General features: G+C 61.0%; 24 protein-coding genes. 13 read left to right on the forward strand and 11 right to left on the reverse strand.

Features of this window, described 5'->3' with window-relative positions:
• Positions 1-54 precede the first annotated feature (54 nt).
• Entirely contained in the window at positions 55-798 is a 744-nt protein-coding gene (locus SIC17_RS04775) for a GGDEF domain-containing protein (protein WP_291894500.1), read from the forward strand.
• Here SIC17_RS04775 and SIC17_RS04780 read toward each other — a convergent pair whose 3' ends face one another.
• Both SIC17_RS04780 and SIC17_RS04785 read right to left on the reverse strand, forming a co-directional pair.
• Complete coding sequence (locus tag SIC17_RS04780) at positions 799-1,011, reverse strand: YdcH family protein (protein ID WP_412546536.1); 213 nt, start codon at positions 1,009-1,011, stop codon at positions 799-801.
• 156 nt (positions 1,012-1,167) lie between these two features.
• Positions 1,168-1,755: a UbiX family flavin prenyltransferase gene (locus SIC17_RS04785; RefSeq protein ID WP_291894506.1), complete on the reverse strand. Its 588-nt coding sequence runs from the start codon at positions 1,753-1,755 to the stop codon at positions 1,168-1,170.
• Positions 1,756-1,848: 93 nt separating this feature from the next.
• Here SIC17_RS04785 and SIC17_RS04790 point away from each other — a divergent pair, with 93 nt between their 5' ends.
• From SIC17_RS04790 to SIC17_RS04800, 3 genes are all read left to right on the forward strand, one after another.
• Positions 1,849-2,037: a YdcH family protein gene (locus SIC17_RS04790; protein WP_291894509.1), complete on the forward strand. Its 189-nt coding sequence runs from the start codon at positions 1,849-1,851 to the stop codon at positions 2,035-2,037.
• A gap of 67 nt (positions 2,038-2,104) precedes the next feature.
• Complete coding sequence (locus SIC17_RS04795) at positions 2,105-2,956, forward strand: tetratricopeptide repeat protein (protein WP_412546537.1); 852 nt, start codon at positions 2,105-2,107, stop codon at positions 2,954-2,956.
• 88 nt (positions 2,957-3,044) lie between these two features.
• Complete coding sequence (locus tag SIC17_RS04800) at positions 3,045-3,851, forward strand: SDR family NAD(P)-dependent oxidoreductase (RefSeq protein ID WP_291894515.1); 807 nt, start codon at positions 3,045-3,047, stop codon at positions 3,849-3,851.
• A gap of 82 nt (positions 3,852-3,933) precedes the next feature.
• On the opposite strand, the gene SIC17_RS04805 is transcribed toward SIC17_RS04800, so the two are convergent.
• Both SIC17_RS04805 and SIC17_RS04810 read right to left on the reverse strand, forming a co-directional pair.
• On the reverse strand, positions 3,934-4,608 hold the full coding sequence (locus SIC17_RS04805) for a DUF1013 domain-containing protein (RefSeq protein ID WP_291894518.1): 675 nt from the start codon (positions 4,606-4,608) through the stop codon (positions 3,934-3,936).
• Positions 4,609-4,760: 152 nt separating this feature from the next.
• On the reverse strand, positions 4,761-5,747 hold the full coding sequence (locus SIC17_RS04810) for an NAD(P)H-quinone oxidoreductase (RefSeq protein ID WP_412546538.1): 987 nt from the start codon (positions 5,745-5,747) through the stop codon (positions 4,761-4,763).
• A gap of 56 nt (positions 5,748-5,803) precedes the next feature.
• Between SIC17_RS04810 and SIC17_RS04815 the strand changes: the two genes are divergently transcribed.
• Both SIC17_RS04815 and SIC17_RS04820 read left to right on the forward strand, forming a co-directional pair.
• Positions 5,804-6,001 (forward strand): DUF1192 domain-containing protein, encoded by a 198-nt coding sequence (locus tag SIC17_RS04815; protein WP_291894523.1) that lies wholly within the window; start codon positions 5,804-5,806, stop codon positions 5,999-6,001.
• A 148-nt stretch (positions 6,002-6,149) separates the two neighbouring features.
• A complete protein-coding gene (locus SIC17_RS04820) occupies positions 6,150-6,596 on the forward strand; it encodes a DUF1465 family protein (protein WP_412546539.1) in 447 nt (148 codons plus the stop codon).
• Here SIC17_RS04820 and SIC17_RS04825 read toward each other — a convergent pair.
• The 3 genes from SIC17_RS04825 to rpmE all read right to left on the reverse strand — a co-directional run bounded on the left by SIC17_RS04825 (position 6,593) and on the right by rpmE (position 9,021).
• The gene (locus tag SIC17_RS04825; RefSeq protein ID WP_412546540.1) at positions 6,593-6,976 is read right to left on the reverse strand and encodes a hypothetical protein; all 384 of its coding nucleotides are present in this window, start codon (positions 6,974-6,976) and stop codon (positions 6,593-6,595) included. The genes SIC17_RS04820 and SIC17_RS04825 overlap by 4 nt on opposite strands.
• A 75-nt stretch (positions 6,977-7,051) precedes the next feature.
• On the reverse strand, positions 7,052-8,620 hold the full coding sequence (locus SIC17_RS04830) for a methyl-accepting chemotaxis protein (protein WP_412546541.1): 1,569 nt from the start codon (positions 8,618-8,620) through the stop codon (positions 7,052-7,054).
• A 182-nt stretch (positions 8,621-8,802) separates the two neighbouring features.
• Positions 8,803-9,021 carry a 50S ribosomal protein L31 gene (gene rpmE / locus SIC17_RS04835; RefSeq protein ID WP_291894535.1) on the reverse strand — a complete coding sequence of 73 codons (219 nt, stop codon included), beginning with the start codon at positions 9,019-9,021 and terminating at the stop codon, positions 8,803-8,805.
• A gap of 195 nt (positions 9,022-9,216) precedes the next feature.
• On the opposite strand from rpmE, the gene SIC17_RS04840 reads away from it, so the two are divergent.
• The 3 genes from SIC17_RS04840 (at position 9,217) to SIC17_RS04850 (ending at position 11,227) form a co-directional block, all read left to right on the forward strand.
• Positions 9,217-9,471, forward strand: a complete 255-nt coding sequence (locus SIC17_RS04840; RefSeq protein WP_291894538.1) for a type II toxin-antitoxin system CcdA family antitoxin — start codon at positions 9,217-9,219, stop codon at positions 9,469-9,471.
• On the forward strand, positions 9,471-9,779 hold the full coding sequence (locus tag SIC17_RS04845) for a CcdB family protein (RefSeq protein ID WP_291894541.1): 309 nt from the start codon (positions 9,471-9,473) through the stop codon (positions 9,777-9,779). The genes SIC17_RS04840 and SIC17_RS04845 overlap by 1 nt, the downstream gene beginning before the upstream one ends.
• A gap of 83 nt (positions 9,780-9,862) precedes the next feature.
• Positions 9,863-11,227 (forward strand): spinster family MFS transporter, encoded by a 1,365-nt coding sequence (locus tag SIC17_RS04850; protein ID WP_412546542.1) that lies wholly within the window; start codon positions 9,863-9,865, stop codon positions 11,225-11,227.
• A gap of 1,163 nt (positions 11,228-12,390) precedes the next feature.
• Here the strand turns inward: SIC17_RS04850 and SIC17_RS04855 are convergent.
• Genes SIC17_RS04855 through SIC17_RS04865 form a run of 3 tightly spaced genes read right to left on the reverse strand, consistent with a single transcriptional unit; the run spans position 12,391 to position 14,922 of the window.
• Positions 12,391-12,861 carry a hypothetical protein gene (locus tag SIC17_RS04855; RefSeq protein ID WP_412546543.1) on the reverse strand — a complete coding sequence of 157 codons (471 nt, stop codon included), beginning with the start codon at positions 12,859-12,861 and terminating at the stop codon, positions 12,391-12,393.
• Between the two features lie 57 nt (positions 12,862-12,918).
• The gene (locus SIC17_RS04860) at positions 12,919-13,929 is read right to left on the reverse strand and encodes a peptidoglycan -binding protein (RefSeq protein ID WP_291894555.1); all 1,011 of its coding nucleotides are present in this window, start codon (positions 13,927-13,929) and stop codon (positions 12,919-12,921) included.
• A 3-nt stretch (positions 13,930-13,932) separates the two neighbouring features.
• On the reverse strand, positions 13,933-14,922 hold the full coding sequence (locus SIC17_RS04865) for a hypothetical protein (RefSeq protein WP_291902522.1): 990 nt from the start codon (positions 14,920-14,922) through the stop codon (positions 13,933-13,935).
• 217 nt (positions 14,923-15,139) lie between these two features.
• On the opposite strand from SIC17_RS04865, the gene SIC17_RS04870 reads away from it, so the two are divergent.
• From SIC17_RS04870 to SIC17_RS04885, 4 genes are all read left to right on the forward strand, one after another.
• Positions 15,140-15,742 carry an FMN-dependent NADH-azoreductase gene (locus SIC17_RS04870; RefSeq protein WP_291894561.1) on the forward strand — a complete coding sequence of 201 codons (603 nt, stop codon included), beginning with the start codon at positions 15,140-15,142 and terminating at the stop codon, positions 15,740-15,742.
• 124 nt (positions 15,743-15,866) lie between these two features.
• Positions 15,867-16,613, forward strand: coding sequence for a hypothetical protein (locus SIC17_RS04875; protein ID WP_412546544.1), 747 nt, complete (start codon positions 15,867-15,869; stop codon positions 16,611-16,613).
• Positions 16,614-16,644: 31 nt separating this feature from the next.
• Positions 16,645-17,664 carry a threonine aldolase family protein gene (locus SIC17_RS04880; protein WP_412546545.1) on the forward strand — a complete coding sequence of 340 codons (1,020 nt, stop codon included), beginning with the start codon at positions 16,645-16,647 and terminating at the stop codon, positions 17,662-17,664.
• Positions 17,665-17,719: 55 nt separating this feature from the next.
• Complete coding sequence (locus SIC17_RS04885; protein WP_291894569.1) at positions 17,720-18,043, forward strand: hypothetical protein; 324 nt, start codon at positions 17,720-17,722, stop codon at positions 18,041-18,043.
• Here the strand turns inward: SIC17_RS04885 and SIC17_RS04890 are convergent.
• Entirely contained in the window at positions 18,040-18,549 is a 510-nt protein-coding gene (locus SIC17_RS04890) for a response regulator (protein WP_291894572.1), read from the reverse strand. The genes SIC17_RS04885 and SIC17_RS04890 overlap by 4 nt on opposite strands.
• Positions 18,550-18,917 lie beyond the last annotated feature (368 nt).

Raw genomic sequence — 18,917 nt, forward strand, 5'->3', positions numbered from 1 at the left:
TCTTAACCTCGAATGTCGAGCCTGAGGGTGGAAAAGAATCACCAGGAGCGCGAGATGCGCATTGGACCGGTAAATACGCCCCAGTCGGTGACGCGAACAAGCAAGACGAAGAGCGCCTCTTCCACCTCATCCTCGACGGGTGGTGCGGCGGCTCCGCGGGACGCTGCGTCAATCATGGGTGTGCCGGAAGCCGAGCTGACACCGAATGTCCAGCGCGCCCTGCTCTCGCTGATGGGCGAGGTCGACCAGCTGCGCAAGGAGACCGAGCGTCTGCGTGGTCGTGTGCGCGAACTGGAGAGCCTGGCCGATCACGACGTCATGCTGCCGGTCCTCAACCGCCGCGCTTTCCTGCGCGAGGTTAGCCGGGCCCTGGCCCTGGCCGAGCGACACAATGCGCCGTCTGCCCTCGTCTTTATTGATCTCAACGGCTTCAAGGCCATCAATGATACCTATGGCCATGCCGCCGGCGATGCCGCACTCCACCATGTCTCCGCCCTGTTGAGCGCCCATGTTCGCGAAACCGACGCTGTCGGTCGTCTGGGCGGTGATGAATTTGGTGTGGTCCTGACCCTCACCGGTCCGGAAGGAGCCGAAGCAAAGGCTTGTGAACTCGTCGATCTGATCGACAATACGCCTTTCGAATACGCCGGACGCCAGCTGAGCGTCGGTGCAGCCTGGGGTACACAACCCCTCGTCGCCGGTCGGGATGCCGACGAAGCGCTGGCCGAGGCAGACGCGGCCATGTACGCCCGAAAACAATCGCAAAAGTCCGACGACGACCAACAGCGGACAGGCTGATCAGGCGATAATGTCCGGAGTAATCTGGTCAACGACCTTGCTGATCTCGTCCTTGAGTCTCAGCTTTTCCTTTTTCATGCGCGCAAACTTCAACTGATCGATGACGCCGTTTTCGGCGAGGGCATCGACCTCGGCATTCAGGGCTTCATGCTCTTCCTTCAGCGTTTCCAGCTGGACCAGCAAATCTGCCTGGTCGAGGGATTCTCCGTCCATTCGAGACCGGTCTCTTCAGTTGAATTGGTTCCATGATGGCGAGCGCAGACTCAAACCCTAATGCACTCGGCGGAAGCTATTAATCTAACCCGTTTCCCGGCGCAAATAAATGCTTTGCAATCAAGTTTCGAGTATTTCTATATCCAGCGCTCCGGATCAGCTGCGGCGGCCCTTTTCCAGGTCCTCACCCCAGCGCCGGGTCTCCTGCCAGTCCAGTCCGAACAGGTCCAGGGCTCTCCCCACGGACTGGTCGATCAGATCCTCCATACTCTTCGGGTTGGTATAGAAGGCTGGCAGGGGAGGACAGATGATGGCGCCCATCTCTGTCAGCTTCTCCATCGTCCGGATATGGCCGAGATGATAGGGCGTTTCGCGCACCATCAGGACCAGAGGGCGGCGTTCCTTGAGCACGACATCTGCCGCCCGCGTCAGCAGGCTGGACGTCACCCCGGTGGCGATTTCCGACATGGTCCGCACCGAACACGGGGCGATCAGCATGCCCATAGTGCGAAAGGAGCCGGACGCGATCGGCGCGCCGACATCGGGCATTTTATAGACATGGTCCGCTTCACCCCGAAATGCTGCGATGCTGGAATCAGTCTCGTAATTCAGCGTCATCTCTGCCGCTTTTGAGGCGACGAGATGGGTCTCGATATTCAGTTCACGGAGAATCTGAAGGGCGCGAATTCCGTAAACAATGCCGGACGCGCCAGAAACTCCTACGATAAGCCTTTGAGTTTTCATTCTTCTTCAACCGCGAAACGTTTCGTGAATAGACAGATTGTCAGAGTGTGTTTTCAATATTCGAGTTCCACTTCAGTAGAGGGAGACACACCCATGCCAATCGACGCCCGCATCCGTGAGCTCGACGCTCGACATTCGCGTCTTGATGCCCAGATCGACGAGGTGAAACGACACCCGTCCGCGGACTCGCTTGAAGTGGCCAATCTAAAGAAGGAAAAACTCCGAATAAAGGAACAGATAGAGTCACTTCGACGAACAGAACACACCAGCATGGCGAATTAGTGAGGATCGGGCGGCTTTCGGGTCGCCCTTTTTCTTGGTTAGATAGTGGCATCAGCCGGAGCCATACATGAAACAAATCGTCGCCCTTGCCACCCTTTTCCTGCTTTTCGCCGCACAGGCCCTTGCCCAGGAGGATGACCAGATCTGTGTCACGGCCCTCCAGCAATCCGACCTCGGTGAATTCAACGAGGCGGCCGAGGGGCTGGAGAATTGCCTGGCCAGTGTCGAACTCACCCCCGAACAGGAAGTGATGATCTATGCCGAGCTGGGCTCGGTCCGCATGGCGATGGAGGACTATGCGGGTGCACTGCAGGCGTTTGCCTTCACCTTCGCCATCGCCGAGACCCAGGGCGCACAGATCTCCCATCCGATGATCTATCGCAATCGCGGCATCTCGCTGGGTCAGACCGGCGAGCTGGAACGAGCCCTGGGCGACCTGCTGCAGGCCTATTCCATGCTGGGCGATGACCCGCTCACCCTCGTTAATCTGGGCTGGACCTATGGTCAGCTTGAACGGCATGAGGACGCGGTTGTCATCTATGACCGGCTGGTACGGACCGAACCGGAATGGTCCGGCGCCTGGCTGAACCGCTCCGCCGCCTTCCTCGATCTGGGCATGATTTCCGAAGCCGTATCCGATGCCCGCCGGGCAGTCGAGATCGATCCGGAGGACGGCTCCACACTGAACATGTTGTGCTGGACGCTGATCCAGGACGGGCGTGCTGAAACCGCCCTGCCCCTGTGCCGCCAGGCCGCGGAGCTGGAACCGGAAAGCGGTCATGTCATCCACTCCCTGGCAACCGCGCTGGAGGCCACAGGCTCGAACCGTCGCGCCCGCCGCCTGTTCGCGCAGGCCTATGAAATGGAACCTGAAGATCCGGAAATCATCGCGGATTACGAACGTACCCATCGCCCCTGAGCAGGGAATCAATTGAGATTGCGCTCACGGGCCCGGTGTGCCAGTTCATCGCGTTCGGCGAATTTGACCCTTCAAGAGGACTTCAGACATGGCAGCCACGGATCGCGTCGCGATTATCACCGGCGGAGCGAATGGTATCGGCAAGGCCTGCGCCCGCCGCCTCAGTGAGGACGGCTGCAATGTCGTCATTGCCGACACGGACAGCGCATCTGGCCAGGCCCTGGCGGAAGAACTGGGCGCCGACAAGGGCAAGGCCCTGTTTGTCCAGTGTGATGTCTCCGACCGCCTGGCGGTGAACAATCTCCTCTCGGAAACGCGCTCCAGCTTCGAACGCCTGGACATCCTGGTGAACAATGCCGGTGTCGTCGCCAGCGGCGATATCCTCAGCCTGTCCGAGGCCGATTTCGACAAGGTAATGGGCGTGAACCTCAAGGGCGCCTTCCTGGTAGCCCGCGAAGCGGCGCGCCAGATGGTGGACCAGATCGAGGCTGACGAGGAACGTGCGGACGATGTGCGCCGTCGGTATGCGATCATCAACATGACGTCGGTCAATGCTGTCATGGCGATCCCGGACCAGCTAGCCTATTGCGCAACCAAGGGCGCGCTGACCCAGATGACAAAGTCGATGGCCCTGGCACTCGCCAAATATGGCATCCGGGTCAATGCAATCGGACCGGGCAGCATCAATACCGATGTGCTCAAGGCGGTGAACGACAATCCGGAAGCAATGGACAAGATCATGTCCCGCACTCCGCTGGGCCGGATCGGGGATCCGGTTGAGATCGCCTCGATCGCCTCTTTCCTGGCGTCAAAGGATGCCAGCTACATGACCGGCACCACGCTCTATGCCGATGGTGGCCGCATGGCGATGAACTATACCGTGCCCAAGGACTAGGCAGACATCTCCACCGACTGAACATCACCGGCACAAAAAAGGCCGCCCATCGGGCGGCCTTCTTGTTTGTATCAAGCACGATCTAGTCGTCGCTCGAACCGGAACCGCCAAACAGCGTTTCCAGATTGATCTCGCCCGTGGCCAGATCGTCGTTTTCCGGCGTTTCCAGATCCTCGGTCGGCTTGAGCGTGTCAGCCAGGAGCTCCGGATTTTCCTCTTCGATCTTCTTGCGGCGACCGGAGGCTTTCTTCACCTGCTCGTCCAGATCGATCTGCGTACACAGGCCGAGGGAAACCGGGTCGGTCGGCTTGATATTGGCGGCATTCCAGTGCGTGCGCTCGCGCACGGCCTGGATGGTCGTCTTGGTCGTGCCGATCAGTTTGGAGATCTGGGCATCGGCCAGCTCCGGGTGATTGCGCACGAGCCAGGCAATGGCGTCCGGACGGTTCTGACGGCGCGAGAGCGGCGTGTAGCGCGGCCCGCGACGCTTGGACGGCTGGTGCAGATCAGCATATTTCGGCTTCACTACCGACATGCGGTAATCAGAGTTTTCTTCTGCCTTGGCAATCTCTTCGCGCGTCAGCTGGCCATTGGAGATCGGGTCAGCGCCACGAACACCAGCCGCGACGTCGCCGTCTGCAATACCTTTGACCTCCAGCGGGTGCAGGCCGCAGAAGTCGGCGATCTGATCAAAGGTCAGGGACGTATTGTCGACGAGCCATACCGCGGTGGCTTTCGGCATCAGAATTTCAGTCATGCCAGTTTTGCTCCCTGGAAAATAAAAAAAGCCCGACACGGCGGCCGGGCTTGGGCTTCCGACGCTTCACCAGGAGCAAGCTCCAGTGACGCGATTTGCACCCCGTATAACTCAGCTCGAACAGGCTGCAAAGCACTTCGCTGAATACATTATCACGGAATCAGCAGGATCTTGCCGGAATGCTGGCCGCCATCGAGCCGTTCGTGTGCGGAACGAACATCATCAAGTTCAAACCGGCTATCGATCACGGTTCGAACCTTGCCGGCCTCGATCCACGGCAGGACATGGTCGCGCACGGCGGCGGCAATGCGCGCTTTCTCGGTGTCAGGACGTGCGCGCAGGGTGGAGCCCGTCAGGGTAAGCCGCTTGAGCATGACCAGCATCAAATCCAGCTCGCACCGGCTGCCTTGCAGAAACGCAATCGACACCAATCGCCCACCCGGGTTCATGATGTTGATATTCTTCTGAACATAACTCCCGCCGACCATGTCCAGGATGACATCGACACCACCCGCCTCGCGGCAGATCTCCTCATAGTCTTCCTCGCGGTAATTGATCGCGATATCCGCGCCAAGGTCGCGACAGAGGGCGCATTTCTCCGCCGTACCGGCCGTGGCGATGACCCGCGCGCCATGCGCCTTGGCCATCTGGATAGCCGTTGTCCCAATACCGCTTGTGCCGCCATGAACCAGAAAAGTCTCGCCGGGCTGAAGTGCGCCGCTTTCGAACACATTCGTCCACACTGTGAACACCGTCTCCGGCAAACCGGCAGCCTCTTCCAGGGTTAATCCATCCGGCCGGGGCAAAGTCGCGCCGGCCTTGGCGATCACGAAATCGGAATAGCCGCCGCCGGACACCAGGGCACAGACCTCGTCGCCCACGGCGAACCCGCTCACATCGGCCCCCGTCTCGATGACCTCCCCGGCGACTTCCAGCCCCAGCCCGGGTCGCGCGCCCTTTGGGGCAGGATAGAAACCGAGACGTTCGATCTGGTCCGGACGATTGACGCCACACGCCGCCGCACGAATAAGGATTTCATCGGCTTTTGGCGCCGGCAAAGCCTGTTCCTCAATCCGCAAAACCTCAGGCCCGCCAGCAGGTTGGGCCAGGACAATACGGTGTGTGCGGTTCTGTGCCATGGGACTTTTCTCCGGAAAGCGCTATGGTTGATACGAGACTGAAAAGGAGGCGTCAGATGTTCCACGATGATGAAGCCAGTACAAGCACCAAGGATGACGACACCATCCGGCCCGGCGAAGACTTGAGCGGTTTCTCACTGGACGGGCTGGCTGAACGGCGTCGATTGCTGGAAGAGGAAATCAAGCGGATCGACGAAATCACTGACAAAAAGAAGGCCGGAATGAACGCCGCAGAGGCGGTTTTCAAGATTTAGTCAACGTTTTGGGGGAATCTGGCCCTGGCCTTGCATCGATTCGTTCAAGGCACGACGGACAGATGGACGCGTAATGACGGATGCACCAACACTTTTCCCCGCTGGAGGGGGCGCAGCGAGCCGGACCCGCGATTTTGCGGCTTCGGAGATGTTCCAGAAACTCTTCACCGAGGGCATGGACCTCGTAGAGGAAACTGCAAGCTATCTCGACGGGCCTGGACGTGATGATTCCAAGACGCTCGACCGCGCGGGTGCATTGTCCTACGCCACCGAAAGCATGAAGCTGACGACGCGCCTCATGCAGGCCGCCTCCTGGCTGCTCGCCCAGCGCGCTGTTGCTGAAGGTGAAATGAAGCCGGACGATGTCATGGACAATAAATACCGTCTCGGCTTCGACCGTCCGACAGATGATCTCTGGCCGGAAGGCGAAACTCCGCCTCAGGTGCTGGCTGCGCTCGTCTCCCGCTCACGCGCGCTCTATGCACGTCTGAAGCGCCTGGACGACAATCTCTATTCCGAGGAAGCTCCGGAAGCAGACGCCAACCCGGTCGCAGACCAGATGGCCATGCTGCGCGGCGCCTTCAGCGAGAACTAGAAAAGTTCGACATCGAGGCCGCCGTCATCGGCCTCGCCCTCTTCCCACAAATCCACATCCTCATCCGCATCCGCTTCGGCGGATGTGTTTGACGTGTCGCGCGCGACATCTTGCGGGAAGGTGTCGATAGCCAGCTGCAACGCCTCGACAAAACTGCCCAGCTCGTCTGACAGCTTGTCTGTCTGCACGGCCACGTCACTGGACGAGGCCACGGCATTGGACAGGTTGGACATGTGCTCGCGTGCGTCCCGGGCCCCCGAGGCCACCGAGCTGGAATTGCTCTCGATGGAATCGCTCGCACGCGCCTGGTCCGCCACGGCTTCCGACACAGCGGCAACAAACTCGCTCGACGTCGCACTCAGCGTCTCGATCCGCTCCATCGCGCCGGCGACATGACTGACAGCATCTGTGAGGTGAGAGATCTGGTCATGGATCGATGTCGTGGCCTGGGCGGTCTACTCTGACAGGGCCTTGACCTCACCTGCGACTACGGCAAAACCGCGTCCGCTCTCACCGGCGCGCGCCGCCTCGATGGTCGCGTTGAGTGCCAGCAGGTTCGTCCGTCCGGAAATCTCTGCAATCAGATGGGCGCTTTCGCTGATCTGTGTCGCCGCGGAACGCAGAGCCTGGACCTGGGACCCCGCCTGCTGGACCTGTCCGGTCACTGATGCCGATGCCTGTTCGGATTCCCGTGTCTGGCCACGCACCCGCTCGATCGTAGCGGCCAAGTCTCCGACCGCCTGTTGCAGGGTGTGAATGTCCTCAGCTGCTGAGACAAAGCTGTTATTGACCTCGCCTGCGCGCTCACTCGCCGTGGCGGTCTGACCGGAGAGGTCCACCGAGGCATCGCGCATGGCGGTGGCGACCGACGTCACTTCGGACAGCTGGCTGGCAATATCATGGCGGAACTGTTCGATCCGACTTTCCAGCTGACGGTGACGTTCGATCTGGGCATCCCGCTTCACGCGTTCCTTTTCGATGAAGCTCTCTTTCTGTTTCTCTCCGAGGTGGAAGTCGATGGCCGCCCGGGCCATCTCGCCGAGCTCCTCGCTCACTTCCATATCCTTCAGGCGTTCAATGCCCTCGGCATTGTTGATGTCCTTGATCGCGACCGAGATCTCCTTGACCGGGTTGGAAATGGAGCGCGACACGTAAATTCCGGACAAGACGACACCCAGCAGGGTCATGCACGACATCAGGATGACAAAACGGGTCTGTTCTTCACGTGCAAGGTCATACGCGAGACGACCGGATGCGACACTCTCAGCCTGAGCGGCACTCCTTTCCGCCATGACCTGCTGGATATCCGCGAGTTCATTTCTGAAGCCGATGAGGGTTTCCTGCCGGATCGCGTTCTGGGAAGACCAGGCTCGGAACGCGTTACGATATCCCGCAAGCAATTGCGCCCATTCCATTCGCTCGACGGGCGCCAGATCCAAATCATCCATCATCGCACCGAGATTTGATGCATGCTGGTTCACCTGAACGAAGTACCGGGAATCCCCCCGCAGCATGAAATCCTTCTCGCGACGTCGCATCTGCAAGAGCTCAACCAGGAGCGCCGAGGCCAACTCGGGGCTCTGCGAACTGAACCCCGCCTCCAGTTCGTGCGCTGCGGCGCGCATCTCGCCGCGCAACCCGGCATTTTCGTTTACCCCGGCCAGTTCCTGAGCCAGCGCGAGACGTTCCAGAAGGAAATGAAGCAGTCGCATGTCCTGCAGGATGGTATCCCTGAGATCATCATGCCGTGAGACGCCGCCCAGGATTGAGGCTTCCACAACGTCGAGCTGCTGGAAGACACTCGCATCATCGTCGCGCACGAAGCGCTCAGCCAATCGACCAATTTCCAGGAACTCTGCCCTGAGGGTTTCGGTGACATGGAGCACATCGTCCTGTCTTTCGAATTCCACCCGCCATCGCTCGGCAGTCGAGAGCGATTGCAGGAAAAGACCGAGCCCGGCCAGCGTGCCGACAGCGGCAACAGTAACAAGAATGGCCAGCCTGATATGGACTGACAGCTTCATCCATCGCAGTGCGGGAATTTCAGCATCGCGAGGACCGCCCAAGAGTAGTTGCCTTGAAAAACTACGCCTCGACACCTTGCGATTGTTTAACCGCAATTCGTGTACGACTAATATTATATGACAAAGAAAAAGCGCCCCGGAAACCGGAGCGCTTTTCTCTCTGCCAGCAGCAGGAATATCGCTTAGACGAAGCCCTTGAACTTGTCCTTGAAGCGAGACACGCGGCCGCCGCGGTCCATCAGCTGCTGGTTGCCACCGGTCCAGGCCGGGTGGGAGGTCGGGTCGATGTCGAGGTTCAGCGTGTCGCCTTCCTTGCCCCAGGTGGACTTGGTCTGGAAGGTGGTGCCGTCCGTCATCACGACATTGATGATGTGGTACTCGGGATGGATATCGCTTTTCATCGATCCGGCTTTCTTTCTTCGCCGCGCCACACGATTACGTTGCCGTGCACGCAGCTCAATAAACTCAGGAGCGGGGCTATTACCCGAAGAGTCGGTTCAGGGCAAGCAGGCAAGGCGGTTCGGCGGAAAAGTCCGGTCTTTCATTGCTCGCAACCGACTGGGTGTGTATGTTTATACACATCGATGGAGCCCGCCATGACCGGACCTGCCTATCCGCCCGCAGAGCGTCGCAAGCGCGTCAACCTGACCGTCCGCGAGGACGTCATGAAAGAGGCGCGCGCACTCGGCCTCAACACCTCACGCGCCGCCGAAGCCGGCATCGAGGCGGCCATCCGCGAGGAAAAGGGCCGACGCTGGAAGGAAGAAAACCGCGACGCCATCCGGGCCCACAACGAGCGGGTGGAGCGCGAAGGCGTCTATCTGCCGCCGCCGTGGCTCGACGAGATCTGATGGCACGTTTCGATCTCTATGAAACCCGGTCCAGCCGTACGCCCTACCTGCTTGATGTGCAATCTGGCCTTCTGGACAGTCTTACGACCCGCGTCGTCCTGCCCGTGTTGCCAAGGAACACGATCCAGGGCGCTGTCATCCCGCGACTGAACCCGACCATCATGATTGCGCAACAGCCCTGCATAGTAATGACCCAGAACATGGCTACCGTCCCGGCCGAAAAACTGCGCAAACGCCTCACCAACGTCGAAGCTGAACACCGCGACCAGATCACCGCCGCGATCGACTTCCTGTTCCAGGGTTTTTGACCTCAGGATCGGTTCTGTTTGCCTCCTAGGCCTGCGGTCTATATCCCTATCAACACAATAATTTGGACAGCGAGGGGAGACGCATGGCCAAGGTCGATAATGCGAATGAACAGGCCGCACAGTCTGACGCACCGGCGGGGATCGAACCGCTGGCGGAAGGTCCGCGCAAATATGCGCTGGGACTCTTGCTGCTCATCTACGTGCTCAACTTCCTCGACCGGCAGGTCGTCAACATCCTCGCCGAACCGATCAAGGTTGAGCTGGGTCTGGCCGACTGGCAGCTGGGCGCACTGACGGGCCTTGCCTTCGCGCTCTTCTACACCGTCCTTGGCCTACCCATCGCCCGCCTCGCCGAGCGCGCGGACCGGGTCAAGATCATCTCCATCGCCGTTGGTGTGTGGAGTGCGTTTACCGTCGCCTGCGGCATGGCCGGCAACTTTGTCCAGCTCCTGCTCGCCCGCATCGGCGTGGGCGTGGGTGAAGCCGGTTGTACGCCCCCCGCCCACTCGCTGATCTCCGATTACACGCCGGCGGAAAAACGCACCTCCGCCATCGCCTTCTACTCCATGGGCATCCCGCTGGGATCCCTGGCCGGCATGGCATTGGGCGGCATGATCGCCGACAGCTATGGCTGGCGCGTCGCCTTCTTCGTCGCCGGGGCACCCGGTATCCTGCTCGCCCTCGCCGCCTGGTTCACCCTGCCGGAACCCCGCCGCAATGCGGCGCCGGTCGAGACCAAGAACCACCCGTCGCTGACGGATGCGGTGCGGGAGCTGTCGACCAAGCCAGCTTTCATCTGGATCTCGCTGGCCGCGGCGATCAACGCCATGGTCTCCTACGGCCACATCGCGTTTTACGGCTCTTTCTACGCCCGCAATCACACCGAGGGCCTCGCGGCGATGGCCGACGGCGTCAACAACATGCTGGGCACGCAGATGGGTGTGCTGGGCTTTCTCGGCCTTGCCCTGGGTATCCTGATCGGCATTTTCGGCGCCATCGGCACTTTTGCCGGCGGCCAGATCGCCGACCGCTGGGTGGCCAAGGACAAACGCGCCTATGCCTATCTGCCCGCCATTGCGGGCGCGGCAAGCTTCCTGCCCTTCCTGCTGGCCATGATGAGTGGATCGACACTCCTGTCACTCATCGGCCTCGCCATCGTCACCCTGCTGGGTTCGGTTTGGTACGGCCCGATTTTCGCCTGCGCGCAGAGCCTGGTCCAGCCGCGCACCCGCGCCACGGCCTCGGCGGTGATCCTGTTCGTGATCAATCTGATCGGCCTCGGCCTCGGCCCGCTGGCCGCCGGCATTATCAGCGACAGTTTCGCCACCCAGCACGGTGTCGCCGAAGGCCTGCGCTATTCCCTCATCACCGTCGGCGCCATCGGCCTCCTGGCCCTGCCCTGCTTCTGGCTCGCCTCTCGGACGCTTGCTGACGATATCGAGGGGTAGGAGCGGCTCTGGATGCGCAGCCAACGCGGCATGCCACACCAACCACTTGTCATCCCGGACGGAAGCCCAGCCTTGAGCCGGGCGCAGATCCGGGACCCATGGCGCGAGCGTGTGGATCCCCGCTCTGCGCCCCGCTTTCGGCGGGGCAGAAGTTTACCCCTGCGAAGGCAGGAGGCGGGGATGACAAGGAGTGATACTTCGATCTCTCTCACATGCGTCATCCCACGGCTTGTCCGGGTGGTGACGGAAAAGTAGGGGCGGCGGGGCAGCTCCATCCTCGCCCTTGATGGGCGAGGTGGATCCGCCGAAGCTTTAGCGTAGGTGGAGACGGAGTGGGTGCGCGCCGAAGGCGCGACTCTAATAAGGCCCTTTCGGGCCGCACCCTATCCACCCGCTTCGCGGGCACCTTTCCCATCAAGGGAAAGGAAAGAGAAATTGAACAGTCCGAGGACAGCGGGCGACGCTCACCAGCCATCCTAGGCTATTTCTTCAAACACCAAGTTTCCTGTCGTGATTACCCGACCGCCCCTGGACCTGAAATCCTCGAAAGTGGCGCCTGGCTGTTTGAGCATGTATCCGGTGCATAACGGGCACTCATAGAGGACCTCCGGATCGCTGCGCGTCCGTCTCTCTTCTCGGCTCAGGGAATTTCGCCACCGGAGAAGATTATAGGAGTTCGCGCCCCGGGCACGGGCATAAGCCAGACCAGGCAAGCCTGTTTCGGTGTGGAGCCGATCAAGAAGCGCTTCATAATCTCCATCCAGAATGCCGTTAAGCTCCTCACCGGACAGCCTTGAGAGAACCACGGTGGGCTGAAGCGTGGAGCACACTGTTTCATACCCCAGGGTCATGTCATCGCGCTCGGCCGATAGTGAAACTTTCCACAACTCAGCCTCGCACTTGCTGCACCGCAATTCGACTATCCGGCCGCATAGCGTCGTCATTTTAAACCTCGGCTCTAAGCGCCAACACCTACCGAGACGTCAGCTTCAACTCAATCCGGCGGTTCTGTGCATTCGCGGCCGCGCTGCGGCCTTCCACCAGCGGGTGGTGTTCGCCGAAAGCGCGACTGAAAGTGGGGCCCTGTCGGGCCGCACCCTATCCGCCCGCTTCGCGGCCACCTTTCCCATCAAGGGAAAGGATGAGTGACCCAGACAATCTGATCATTGAGCGTTCCCACTCAACACGTCGCTACACCCGGCCTCATTGTAAAACCGAAGAGCTATCTCCGGACCAGCTTGGTCAAAACGAAGATCTGTCTCCGGATCGATTTCATCAAATTCAAGCTCAAGGCTTTCTTCTCGGAGGGATTGAAACTCATTCTGCACGAGCCACTGCGCGTGCCCATGTGCTGCGCCCACAAAAAAGCCGGATTGTGCCTCATAAGAAAGGTCCAGCCCCGGTGAGATGTTCAACCCTGGACTACCTTCCAGCTGTTCGGCAAGAGCCGAAAGCTCCCTTGAAAGAGGCCCGACTCTTTCAACGTGAGCTCCAAACGCCCCTTCCATCGGCGCATAGCCAGCGAAGCCAGCGCAAGCAGCGTGTTTCACCATGATTGAAAGCGTGGACACGTAATCCCGCATCTCGGGACTTTGGACTTGAAGTGCCATTGCCAAAGTTAGAAGCCCGAACATCAATCATGTCCCCTATCTTCACGTCCCATTCGGACCGTTGCCAGAGATCACCCACCCCTACCGAGACGTCAGCTTCAGCTCGATCCGGCGGTTCTGGGCGTTGGCGGCGGCAGAGCGGCCTTCCACCAGCGGATGGTGTTCGCCGAAACCGGCCGCGACCAGGCGTTCAGACGGGACGCCGAGATCTTCCATCCAGTTGACCACCGAGATGGCGCGAGCAGCCGAGAGGTGCCAGTTGGATTGATAGGTCGTGCGGATCGGGACCGGGTCGGTGTGGCCGTCAATGCGGATCACCCATTCCAGATCGTCCGGGATTTCATCGGTCAGCTGCAGGATGGCATCGGCGATCGGACGCAGGCTTTCCCGGCCCTCGGTCGACAGCGCGGCCGAGCCTGAGGCGAACAGGACATCGGTCTCGAAGACAAAGCGATCGCCGACAATGCGCACACCGGTGCGATTGCCCAGAATGGCGCGCAGACGACCAAAGAAGTCGGAGCGATAGACCGCCAGTTCGGCCGCGCGTTCCGCCAGGGCCGCATTGAGCCGTTCACCCAGATTGATCACCTGGGCCTCGGCATCCTCGGCACGTTGCTCTGCAGCATCCAGCGCCGCATTGAGGGTCGCGATCTGGTCACGCAGGACGGAGATCTGCTGGTTCAGAAGCGCCAGCGCACGCATGCTTTCTTCCGACAGCTCACGTTCCGCATCCAGCTCGTCCTGCAGGATCTGGCTCTGAGTCTGGGCGAGGCCCAGCGCACCGGTCAGGGCATCGCGCTCGTCCTCAAGGCCGGCAATCTCGGTTTCCAGTCCGGTGATGCGCAGGTTGAGATCGGCATTCTCGTCACGCGCCAGGGCCAGTTCGTCGGCCAGCACGGCCAGCTGCGCATTGAGCGCAGCGAGCTGTTCGTCACGCCCGGTCAGGGCCTGGCTCAGCGAGACCTGGCTGACGACAAACACGGCCAGGAGGAAGACGATGACCAGCAACAAGGTTGCCAGCGCATCGACAAATCCCGGCCAGTGATCGCCGTTATCGGCCTCCTGGAAGCGTCCGAAACGCGGAGCGGACATGGCTTATTCGCCCCCCCGGTCACGCGCATCGAGCGCGCGGATGAGAACCCGGATCTCGTCGCGGATCGCGCGGGCGGTTTCTTCCTGGCCGACACGGGCATCCTCGGCGAAACGCTGCAGCGTGGTGTCCATCTGGCGGGTATGGCGTTCCATGGTGTGGGCCAGACGATCGAGCGTCTCTGCGGTCTGTTCCAGCAGTGCACCAACATAGGCCGAGGACATCTCGCCCTCGCCCGCCGAGGCCGGACCTGCGGCCGCGACACGCGACATGGAGGACAGCCATTCCTCGATCTCGTTGTAGAAACGGTTCTGGGCGCGGCTGGCCTGGAGGTCCAGAAAGCCGATGATCAGCGATCCCGCCAGACCAAAGAGCGAGGAGGCAAAGGCCGTGCCCATGCCCTGGATCGGCCCCTGGATGGCACCGATCAGCGCCGCTGCGTCGACATCGCCTGTGGTATTGGCCGAGACCGTGGCGACGGCATCGCCAACATCCTGGACCACTTCCAGCAAACCCCAGAACGTACCCAGCAGGCCGAGGAAGATCAGCAGGCGGCCGAAATAGCGGGTAAAGGCACCGGCTTCCGACATGCGCGCGCCAACCGAGTCCAGTACGGTGCGGACCGAACCGGCGGAAATGCGAACCCGTCCATCGGCCGAACCGATCATCGAGGCCATCGGCGCGATCATGGCGGGCGGTGGCGGCAGGCTGCCAGGGTGTTCGGATGAGCGGAAACGCACCAGCCAGCGCGCGGCGGGGCCAATGCCCAGCGCCTGGGCAAACGTGTACAGGACACCGATCACCAGCACGGCGAGGATCAGGCCATTGATGGCCATATTGGCGCGGAAGGCCTCGGTAAGCGGCTCCAGCAATGACACGGCGATCGCCAGAACGGCGGCCGTGAACAGGGCCATCCAGATGATATAGCGCCACGGGCCCGTGAATTTGACCTGCGGTGTTTCCGCTTCCACCTGGTCGTCGTGCAGTACCGGCATTGAGTCCCCTCGTCGCTCGCGAGCCTCTTTGATTGCCACGCATTGGGACAATTTGGAGGCGAGGTCAAAACTTGCCTGCGAATTTTGGCTATCAAATCCTGATTGTTGCTAATTTGGAATGAATGAGTTTCATGCAGAGCGGATTATCTCCACCGGAAAATGAGCCATCTATGGCCTCACAACACCACGCCTGATGCGCACCGACCGGAGTAGAACCATGTCCGTTACCGCCAAAACCATCCTGCGCATTGATGCCAGCATGCGCCGCGAAGGCTCTGTCAGCCGCGAACTCGCCGACAAGGTTATCGAAAGGATTTCCGAGGGCGAGACGCACGTCATCACACGCGACCTGCTCGCCAATCCGCCGGCCTTCATCGACGAGAGCTGGATTGGCGCCAACTTCACCGACCCCGCCGAACGCACGGACGCTCAAGCGCAAGCCCTGGCGGCCTCCGATGCCCTGATCGCTGAGGTCCGCGCCGCCGATACGCTGGTGATCGGTGTGCCGCTCTACAATTTTTCGATCCCCGGTGCACTGAAGACCTGGATCGACATGATCGCCCGCGCCCGCGAGACCTTCCGCTATACCGAAAATGGTCCGGTTGGCCTGCTGGAAGGCAAGAAAGCCTATCTGGTGGTTACCTCCGGCGGTGTTCCGGTAGACAGCGAGATGGATTTCGCAACCGGATACATGCGCCACGTGATGGGCTTTATCGGCATCACCGACGTGACGGTGATCGAGGCCGGACAGCTGAATTTCGCTGCCGAGGAAAAACTCGCGGCCGCCAATGAAAGCATCGCCGCGCTCAACGCGGCCTGACACCTCTGCCCCCTCCCCGCAGACCCGACCACCCTGCCATCCCCGGCAGGGTGGTTTTCTGTCTGGTGCTCTACTTCTGATCGCGTTACCCCTATCCACCGGCGGGGGCCGATTGGGAGGAAGTATGGGCGAGGTGTTGTCACCGCCCCTGGTAGAGCCTGTTCCGCGCCGCATCATCGCGGCTGCGACGGCGCTGCTGGCCAATCTCCTGCTGTTTGCCCTGATCTTTGCCCTGCCGCGCCAGGACTTCCCGGCCCCGGACCGTCCGCCCTTCGAAATAACACTTCTGACCCTGCCCGAAGCACCGCCGGAGGTGCCTGCAGAGGAAATCACCACGGATGTCGCCGAACCGGACATCCCGATCGAACAACAGGCTGAACCGGAGCCCCGCGACGCCAGCGAGCCTGATGCTCCGGTCCTGATCGCCGCGCCGGCCGAACCAGCCCTTGCCGAAGATGATGAGGACGAACCCGCCGCCGCGGCCAGCGCCGGTACAGGACTGCAAAGTTTCAACGGCGCGCCGCTCGCCCTGCCCGCCGGTCCCGGCTCAACCCAGATGTTTGTCCGCAACGTGTTCTGTTCATCCACTTCGCAGGCCAATCGCGAAGCCGGGGCCTGTCCTGACCGCCCCGATGAAAACACGTTTCAGTTCGCCCGGTTCGGCTCCGAAGAAGAACTCGCCCGGATCCGCGCCGCCATGGGGCTCGACCTGTCCCCCGCCGAAATTCACGCACTCTTCAATTCCCGGCTCACGCGCGACCTCACGGGCCAGCCAGCGATGAGCAATCAACATTCCCAGCACACCAGCTCGGCGGATTCCATGCGCGACAGCCTGCCGGCACAGGTGCCGGACCCCGCCTTTGGGGATTGACCACACGAGTGGTTCACGGTCCAAAGGACGCATGAATTTCCTTTCGGACACCACTGCCCCCGCCCACCCGAAACTGCTTGAAGCCCTGACCGCGGCCAATGCCGGCTTTGCCATGAGTTATGGCGCGGATGAGACCAGCGCCCGTGTGGAAACACGGCTACGGGAAATTTTCGAGACGGACCTCAAAGTGTTGTTCACCGTGTCTGGCACCGCAGCCAATGCGCTGACCCTGGCGACGCTGTGCCCCGGCCACGCTGCGATCCTCTGCCATGACGAGGCGCATATCCACCGGGATGAACGCGGGGCTCCGGAATTCTATACCGGCGGCGCCAAACTGATCCCGCTGCGCGGGGCGCATGCCAAGATCTCGCTGGACGAGCTGGATCGCGCCCTTGGCGAGATCCCGGAAGGCTTTGTCCATACCAGCCCGGTCCGCACCCTCTCCCTCTCCAACCTGACGGAGAGCGGAACCGCATACACCGTCTCCGAGGTGACGGAACGCGCGGGGCGGCTCAAGGAACGCCCGGCCTTCGTTCACATGGACGGCGCGCGTTTTACCAACGCCCTCGTTTCGCTCCGCTGCTCGCCGGCGGAGCTGACCTGGAAGGCCGGTGTCGACGCGCTGTGTTTCGGTGCGACCAAGAATGCGGCCATGGGATCGGAGGCGATCATTCTCTTCCCGTCCGTGATGGACCGGTTTGAAGAGCTGCAAATGCGCCAGAAGCGCGGCGGGCACATGGCGCCGAAAATGCGCTATCTCGCTGCCCAGTTCGAGGCCTGGCTGGCGGATGATCTCTGGCTTGATCTGGCCGCTAGCGCCAATCGCCAGGCCCGCCGGCTCGCCGTTGGCCTGGCCGGGGTCGAGGGCGTAGAGATCCTGCATGATGTCGACGGCAATGAGGTATTCGCCACCCTGCCCACGGCGACGGCGGAAAAGATGCGGACGGCCGGCGTGCAATTCTATCAATGGCCCGATGGCTCCGCGCGCCTGGTCACCAGCTGGTGCACCACGGATGCGGAGATCGCCGGAGCGCTCGCGGCGGCGCGATAGCACTTGTGGCTGCGGAACAAAAGGGGTACACTTTCTGCGTGCAATGGAGAAGGCAATGACTTCAGCGCGTGGAATTCGTTTTGATTTAGCCCTGGTCCGGTTTGACGATTACGGGCGCACACTCATCCTCGACAGGAAAACAGCCGAAGCCCTGCATGGCATGCTCGGCGAAGCAGATGCCATCGCCTGCCAGTCCGGTTGCGGATTGCCGCTCGCATGCGACAGTGCGCTGATCCAGCGACACGAGCTGACGCAGATCGGCACGGAACTTCTGATCAACAATGCGGATTTCGCGGCGATTATCCGCAAGCGAAAGGCCGTGGATGCCAGGACTGTGGTGATTGCGTTCGACGCCTATCGACGCATCGAGCCCGCCTAGCTCGCTTCGGCGTGCTCTTCGTCGGTGGAACGGCGCCAGGGGCCATTGTAACGCGGGTCCTGACGGCGACGGCGATCGGGGCCGAAATAGGTCGTGGCTTTCACAAACCGACGCGGACGCTCGATCAGGGCCGAGATGCGGTGAAACAGGTCGACCGGACGCACCGGCTTGGCCAGGTATTCATTGACGCCGGCATTGATCGCCTCGAGCACCTTGGACTTGTCCGTGTGACCCGTGACCATAATGATCGGCAGATACTTGTTGGCACTGTCCGAAGCCGTTCGGACCAGGCGGGTGAACTCCAGCCCGTTAAGATCGCCCAGCATATAATCGACCAGGGCAAAATCCGGGTTCACATCCCGCATTGTCTCGAAAGCGTCGGCCGCGTCACGCACCTCGACGATCGTGCGTACACCAAAACCCTGAAGAATAGTCCGCAGGATCGTGGACATGTGCGCATTGTCCTCGACGATCAGAACTCGAATTCGGTCAAAACTTCCAGACATGGATCCCGCTGACGCGATGAAAGAATCAGAACGCTTCCCCGAATACTGCCCCAGCGGTCTTAACCAAGTCTTGACCATAGGAGATTGGCTGCGCAGGGGGTGAAGCTTGATGCTCCCCCGCGCAATTCCCCGGCACGTCCGGGTGAAGACGCTTGGTTGAATTGGTCCACGCTTGTCCACCCCCTCCAACGTCATCCCGGCGAAGGCCGGGACCCAGTTCACAAGGCTCGTTCTGGCTCCAGAAAGCACCATCACCTCAAACATCTGCGCCCTTCGAACTGGGCCCTGATCTTCATCGGGGTGACGGTGTTGAGGGGCGTTTGTCACGTCTCAGTCTCGCCGACGCATTTTCCCCTGCGACGCGCCGT

The organism is Maricaulis sp. MIT060901 (assembly GCF_047123815.1).
Classification (GTDB): domain Bacteria; phylum Pseudomonadota; class Alphaproteobacteria; order Caulobacterales; family Maricaulaceae; genus Maricaulis.

Excerpts from the sequence above, each read along its gene's own strand:
- SIC17_RS04775 (WP_291894500.1), top strand. The coding sequence starts at position 55 with ATGCGCATTGGACCGGTAAATACGCCCCAGTCGGTGACGCGAACAAGC.
- SIC17_RS04780 (WP_412546536.1), bottom strand. The coding sequence starts at position 1,011 with ATGGACGGAGAATCCCTCGACCAGGCAGATTTGCTGGTCCAGCTGGAA.
- SIC17_RS04785 (WP_291894506.1), bottom strand. The coding sequence starts at position 1,755 with ATGAAAACTCAAAGGCTTATCGTAGGAGTTTCTGGCGCGTCCGGCATT.
- SIC17_RS04790 (WP_291894509.1), top strand. The coding sequence starts at position 1,849 with ATGCCAATCGACGCCCGCATCCGTGAGCTCGACGCTCGACATTCGCGT.
- SIC17_RS04795 (WP_412546537.1), top strand. The coding sequence starts at position 2,105 with ATGAAACAAATCGTCGCCCTTGCCACCCTTTTCCTGCTTTTCGCCGCA.
- SIC17_RS04800 (WP_291894515.1), top strand. The coding sequence starts at position 3,045 with ATGGCAGCCACGGATCGCGTCGCGATTATCACCGGCGGAGCGAATGGT.
- SIC17_RS04805 (WP_291894518.1), bottom strand. The coding sequence starts at position 4,608 with ATGACTGAAATTCTGATGCCGAAAGCCACCGCGGTATGGCTCGTCGAC.
- SIC17_RS04810 (WP_412546538.1), bottom strand. The coding sequence starts at position 5,747 with ATGGCACAGAACCGCACACACCGTATTGTCCTGGCCCAACCTGCTGGC.
- SIC17_RS04815 (WP_291894523.1), top strand. The coding sequence starts at position 5,804 with ATGTTCCACGATGATGAAGCCAGTACAAGCACCAAGGATGACGACACC.
- SIC17_RS04820 (WP_412546539.1), top strand. The coding sequence starts at position 6,150 with ATGTTCCAGAAACTCTTCACCGAGGGCATGGACCTCGTAGAGGAAACT.
- SIC17_RS04825 (WP_412546540.1), bottom strand. The coding sequence starts at position 6,976 with ATGGAGCGGATCGAGACGCTGAGTGCGACGTCGAGCGAGTTTGTTGCC.
- SIC17_RS04830 (WP_412546541.1), bottom strand. The coding sequence starts at position 8,620 with ATGAAGCTGTCAGTCCATATCAGGCTGGCCATTCTTGTTACTGTTGCC.
- rpmE (WP_291894535.1), bottom strand. The coding sequence starts at position 9,021 with ATGAAAAGCGATATCCATCCCGAGTACCACATCATCAATGTCGTGATG.
- SIC17_RS04840 (WP_291894538.1), top strand. The coding sequence starts at position 9,217 with ATGACCGGACCTGCCTATCCGCCCGCAGAGCGTCGCAAGCGCGTCAAC.
- SIC17_RS04845 (WP_291894541.1), top strand. The coding sequence starts at position 9,471 with ATGGCACGTTTCGATCTCTATGAAACCCGGTCCAGCCGTACGCCCTAC.
- SIC17_RS04850 (WP_412546542.1), top strand. The coding sequence starts at position 9,863 with ATGGCCAAGGTCGATAATGCGAATGAACAGGCCGCACAGTCTGACGCA.
- SIC17_RS04855 (WP_412546543.1), bottom strand. The coding sequence starts at position 12,861 with ATGTTCGGGCTTCTAACTTTGGCAATGGCACTTCAAGTCCAAAGTCCC.
- SIC17_RS04860 (WP_291894555.1), bottom strand. The coding sequence starts at position 13,929 with ATGTCCGCTCCGCGTTTCGGACGCTTCCAGGAGGCCGATAACGGCGAT.
- SIC17_RS04865 (WP_291902522.1), bottom strand. The coding sequence starts at position 14,922 with ATGCCGGTACTGCACGACGACCAGGTGGAAGCGGAAACACCGCAGGTC.
- SIC17_RS04870 (WP_291894561.1), top strand. The coding sequence starts at position 15,140 with ATGTCCGTTACCGCCAAAACCATCCTGCGCATTGATGCCAGCATGCGC.
- SIC17_RS04875 (WP_412546544.1), top strand. The coding sequence starts at position 15,867 with ATGGGCGAGGTGTTGTCACCGCCCCTGGTAGAGCCTGTTCCGCGCCGC.
- SIC17_RS04880 (WP_412546545.1), top strand. The coding sequence starts at position 16,645 with ATGAATTTCCTTTCGGACACCACTGCCCCCGCCCACCCGAAACTGCTT.
- SIC17_RS04885 (WP_291894569.1), top strand. The coding sequence starts at position 17,720 with ATGACTTCAGCGCGTGGAATTCGTTTTGATTTAGCCCTGGTCCGGTTT.
- SIC17_RS04890 (WP_291894572.1), bottom strand. The coding sequence starts at position 18,549 with ATGTCTGGAAGTTTTGACCGAATTCGAGTTCTGATCGTCGAGGACAAT.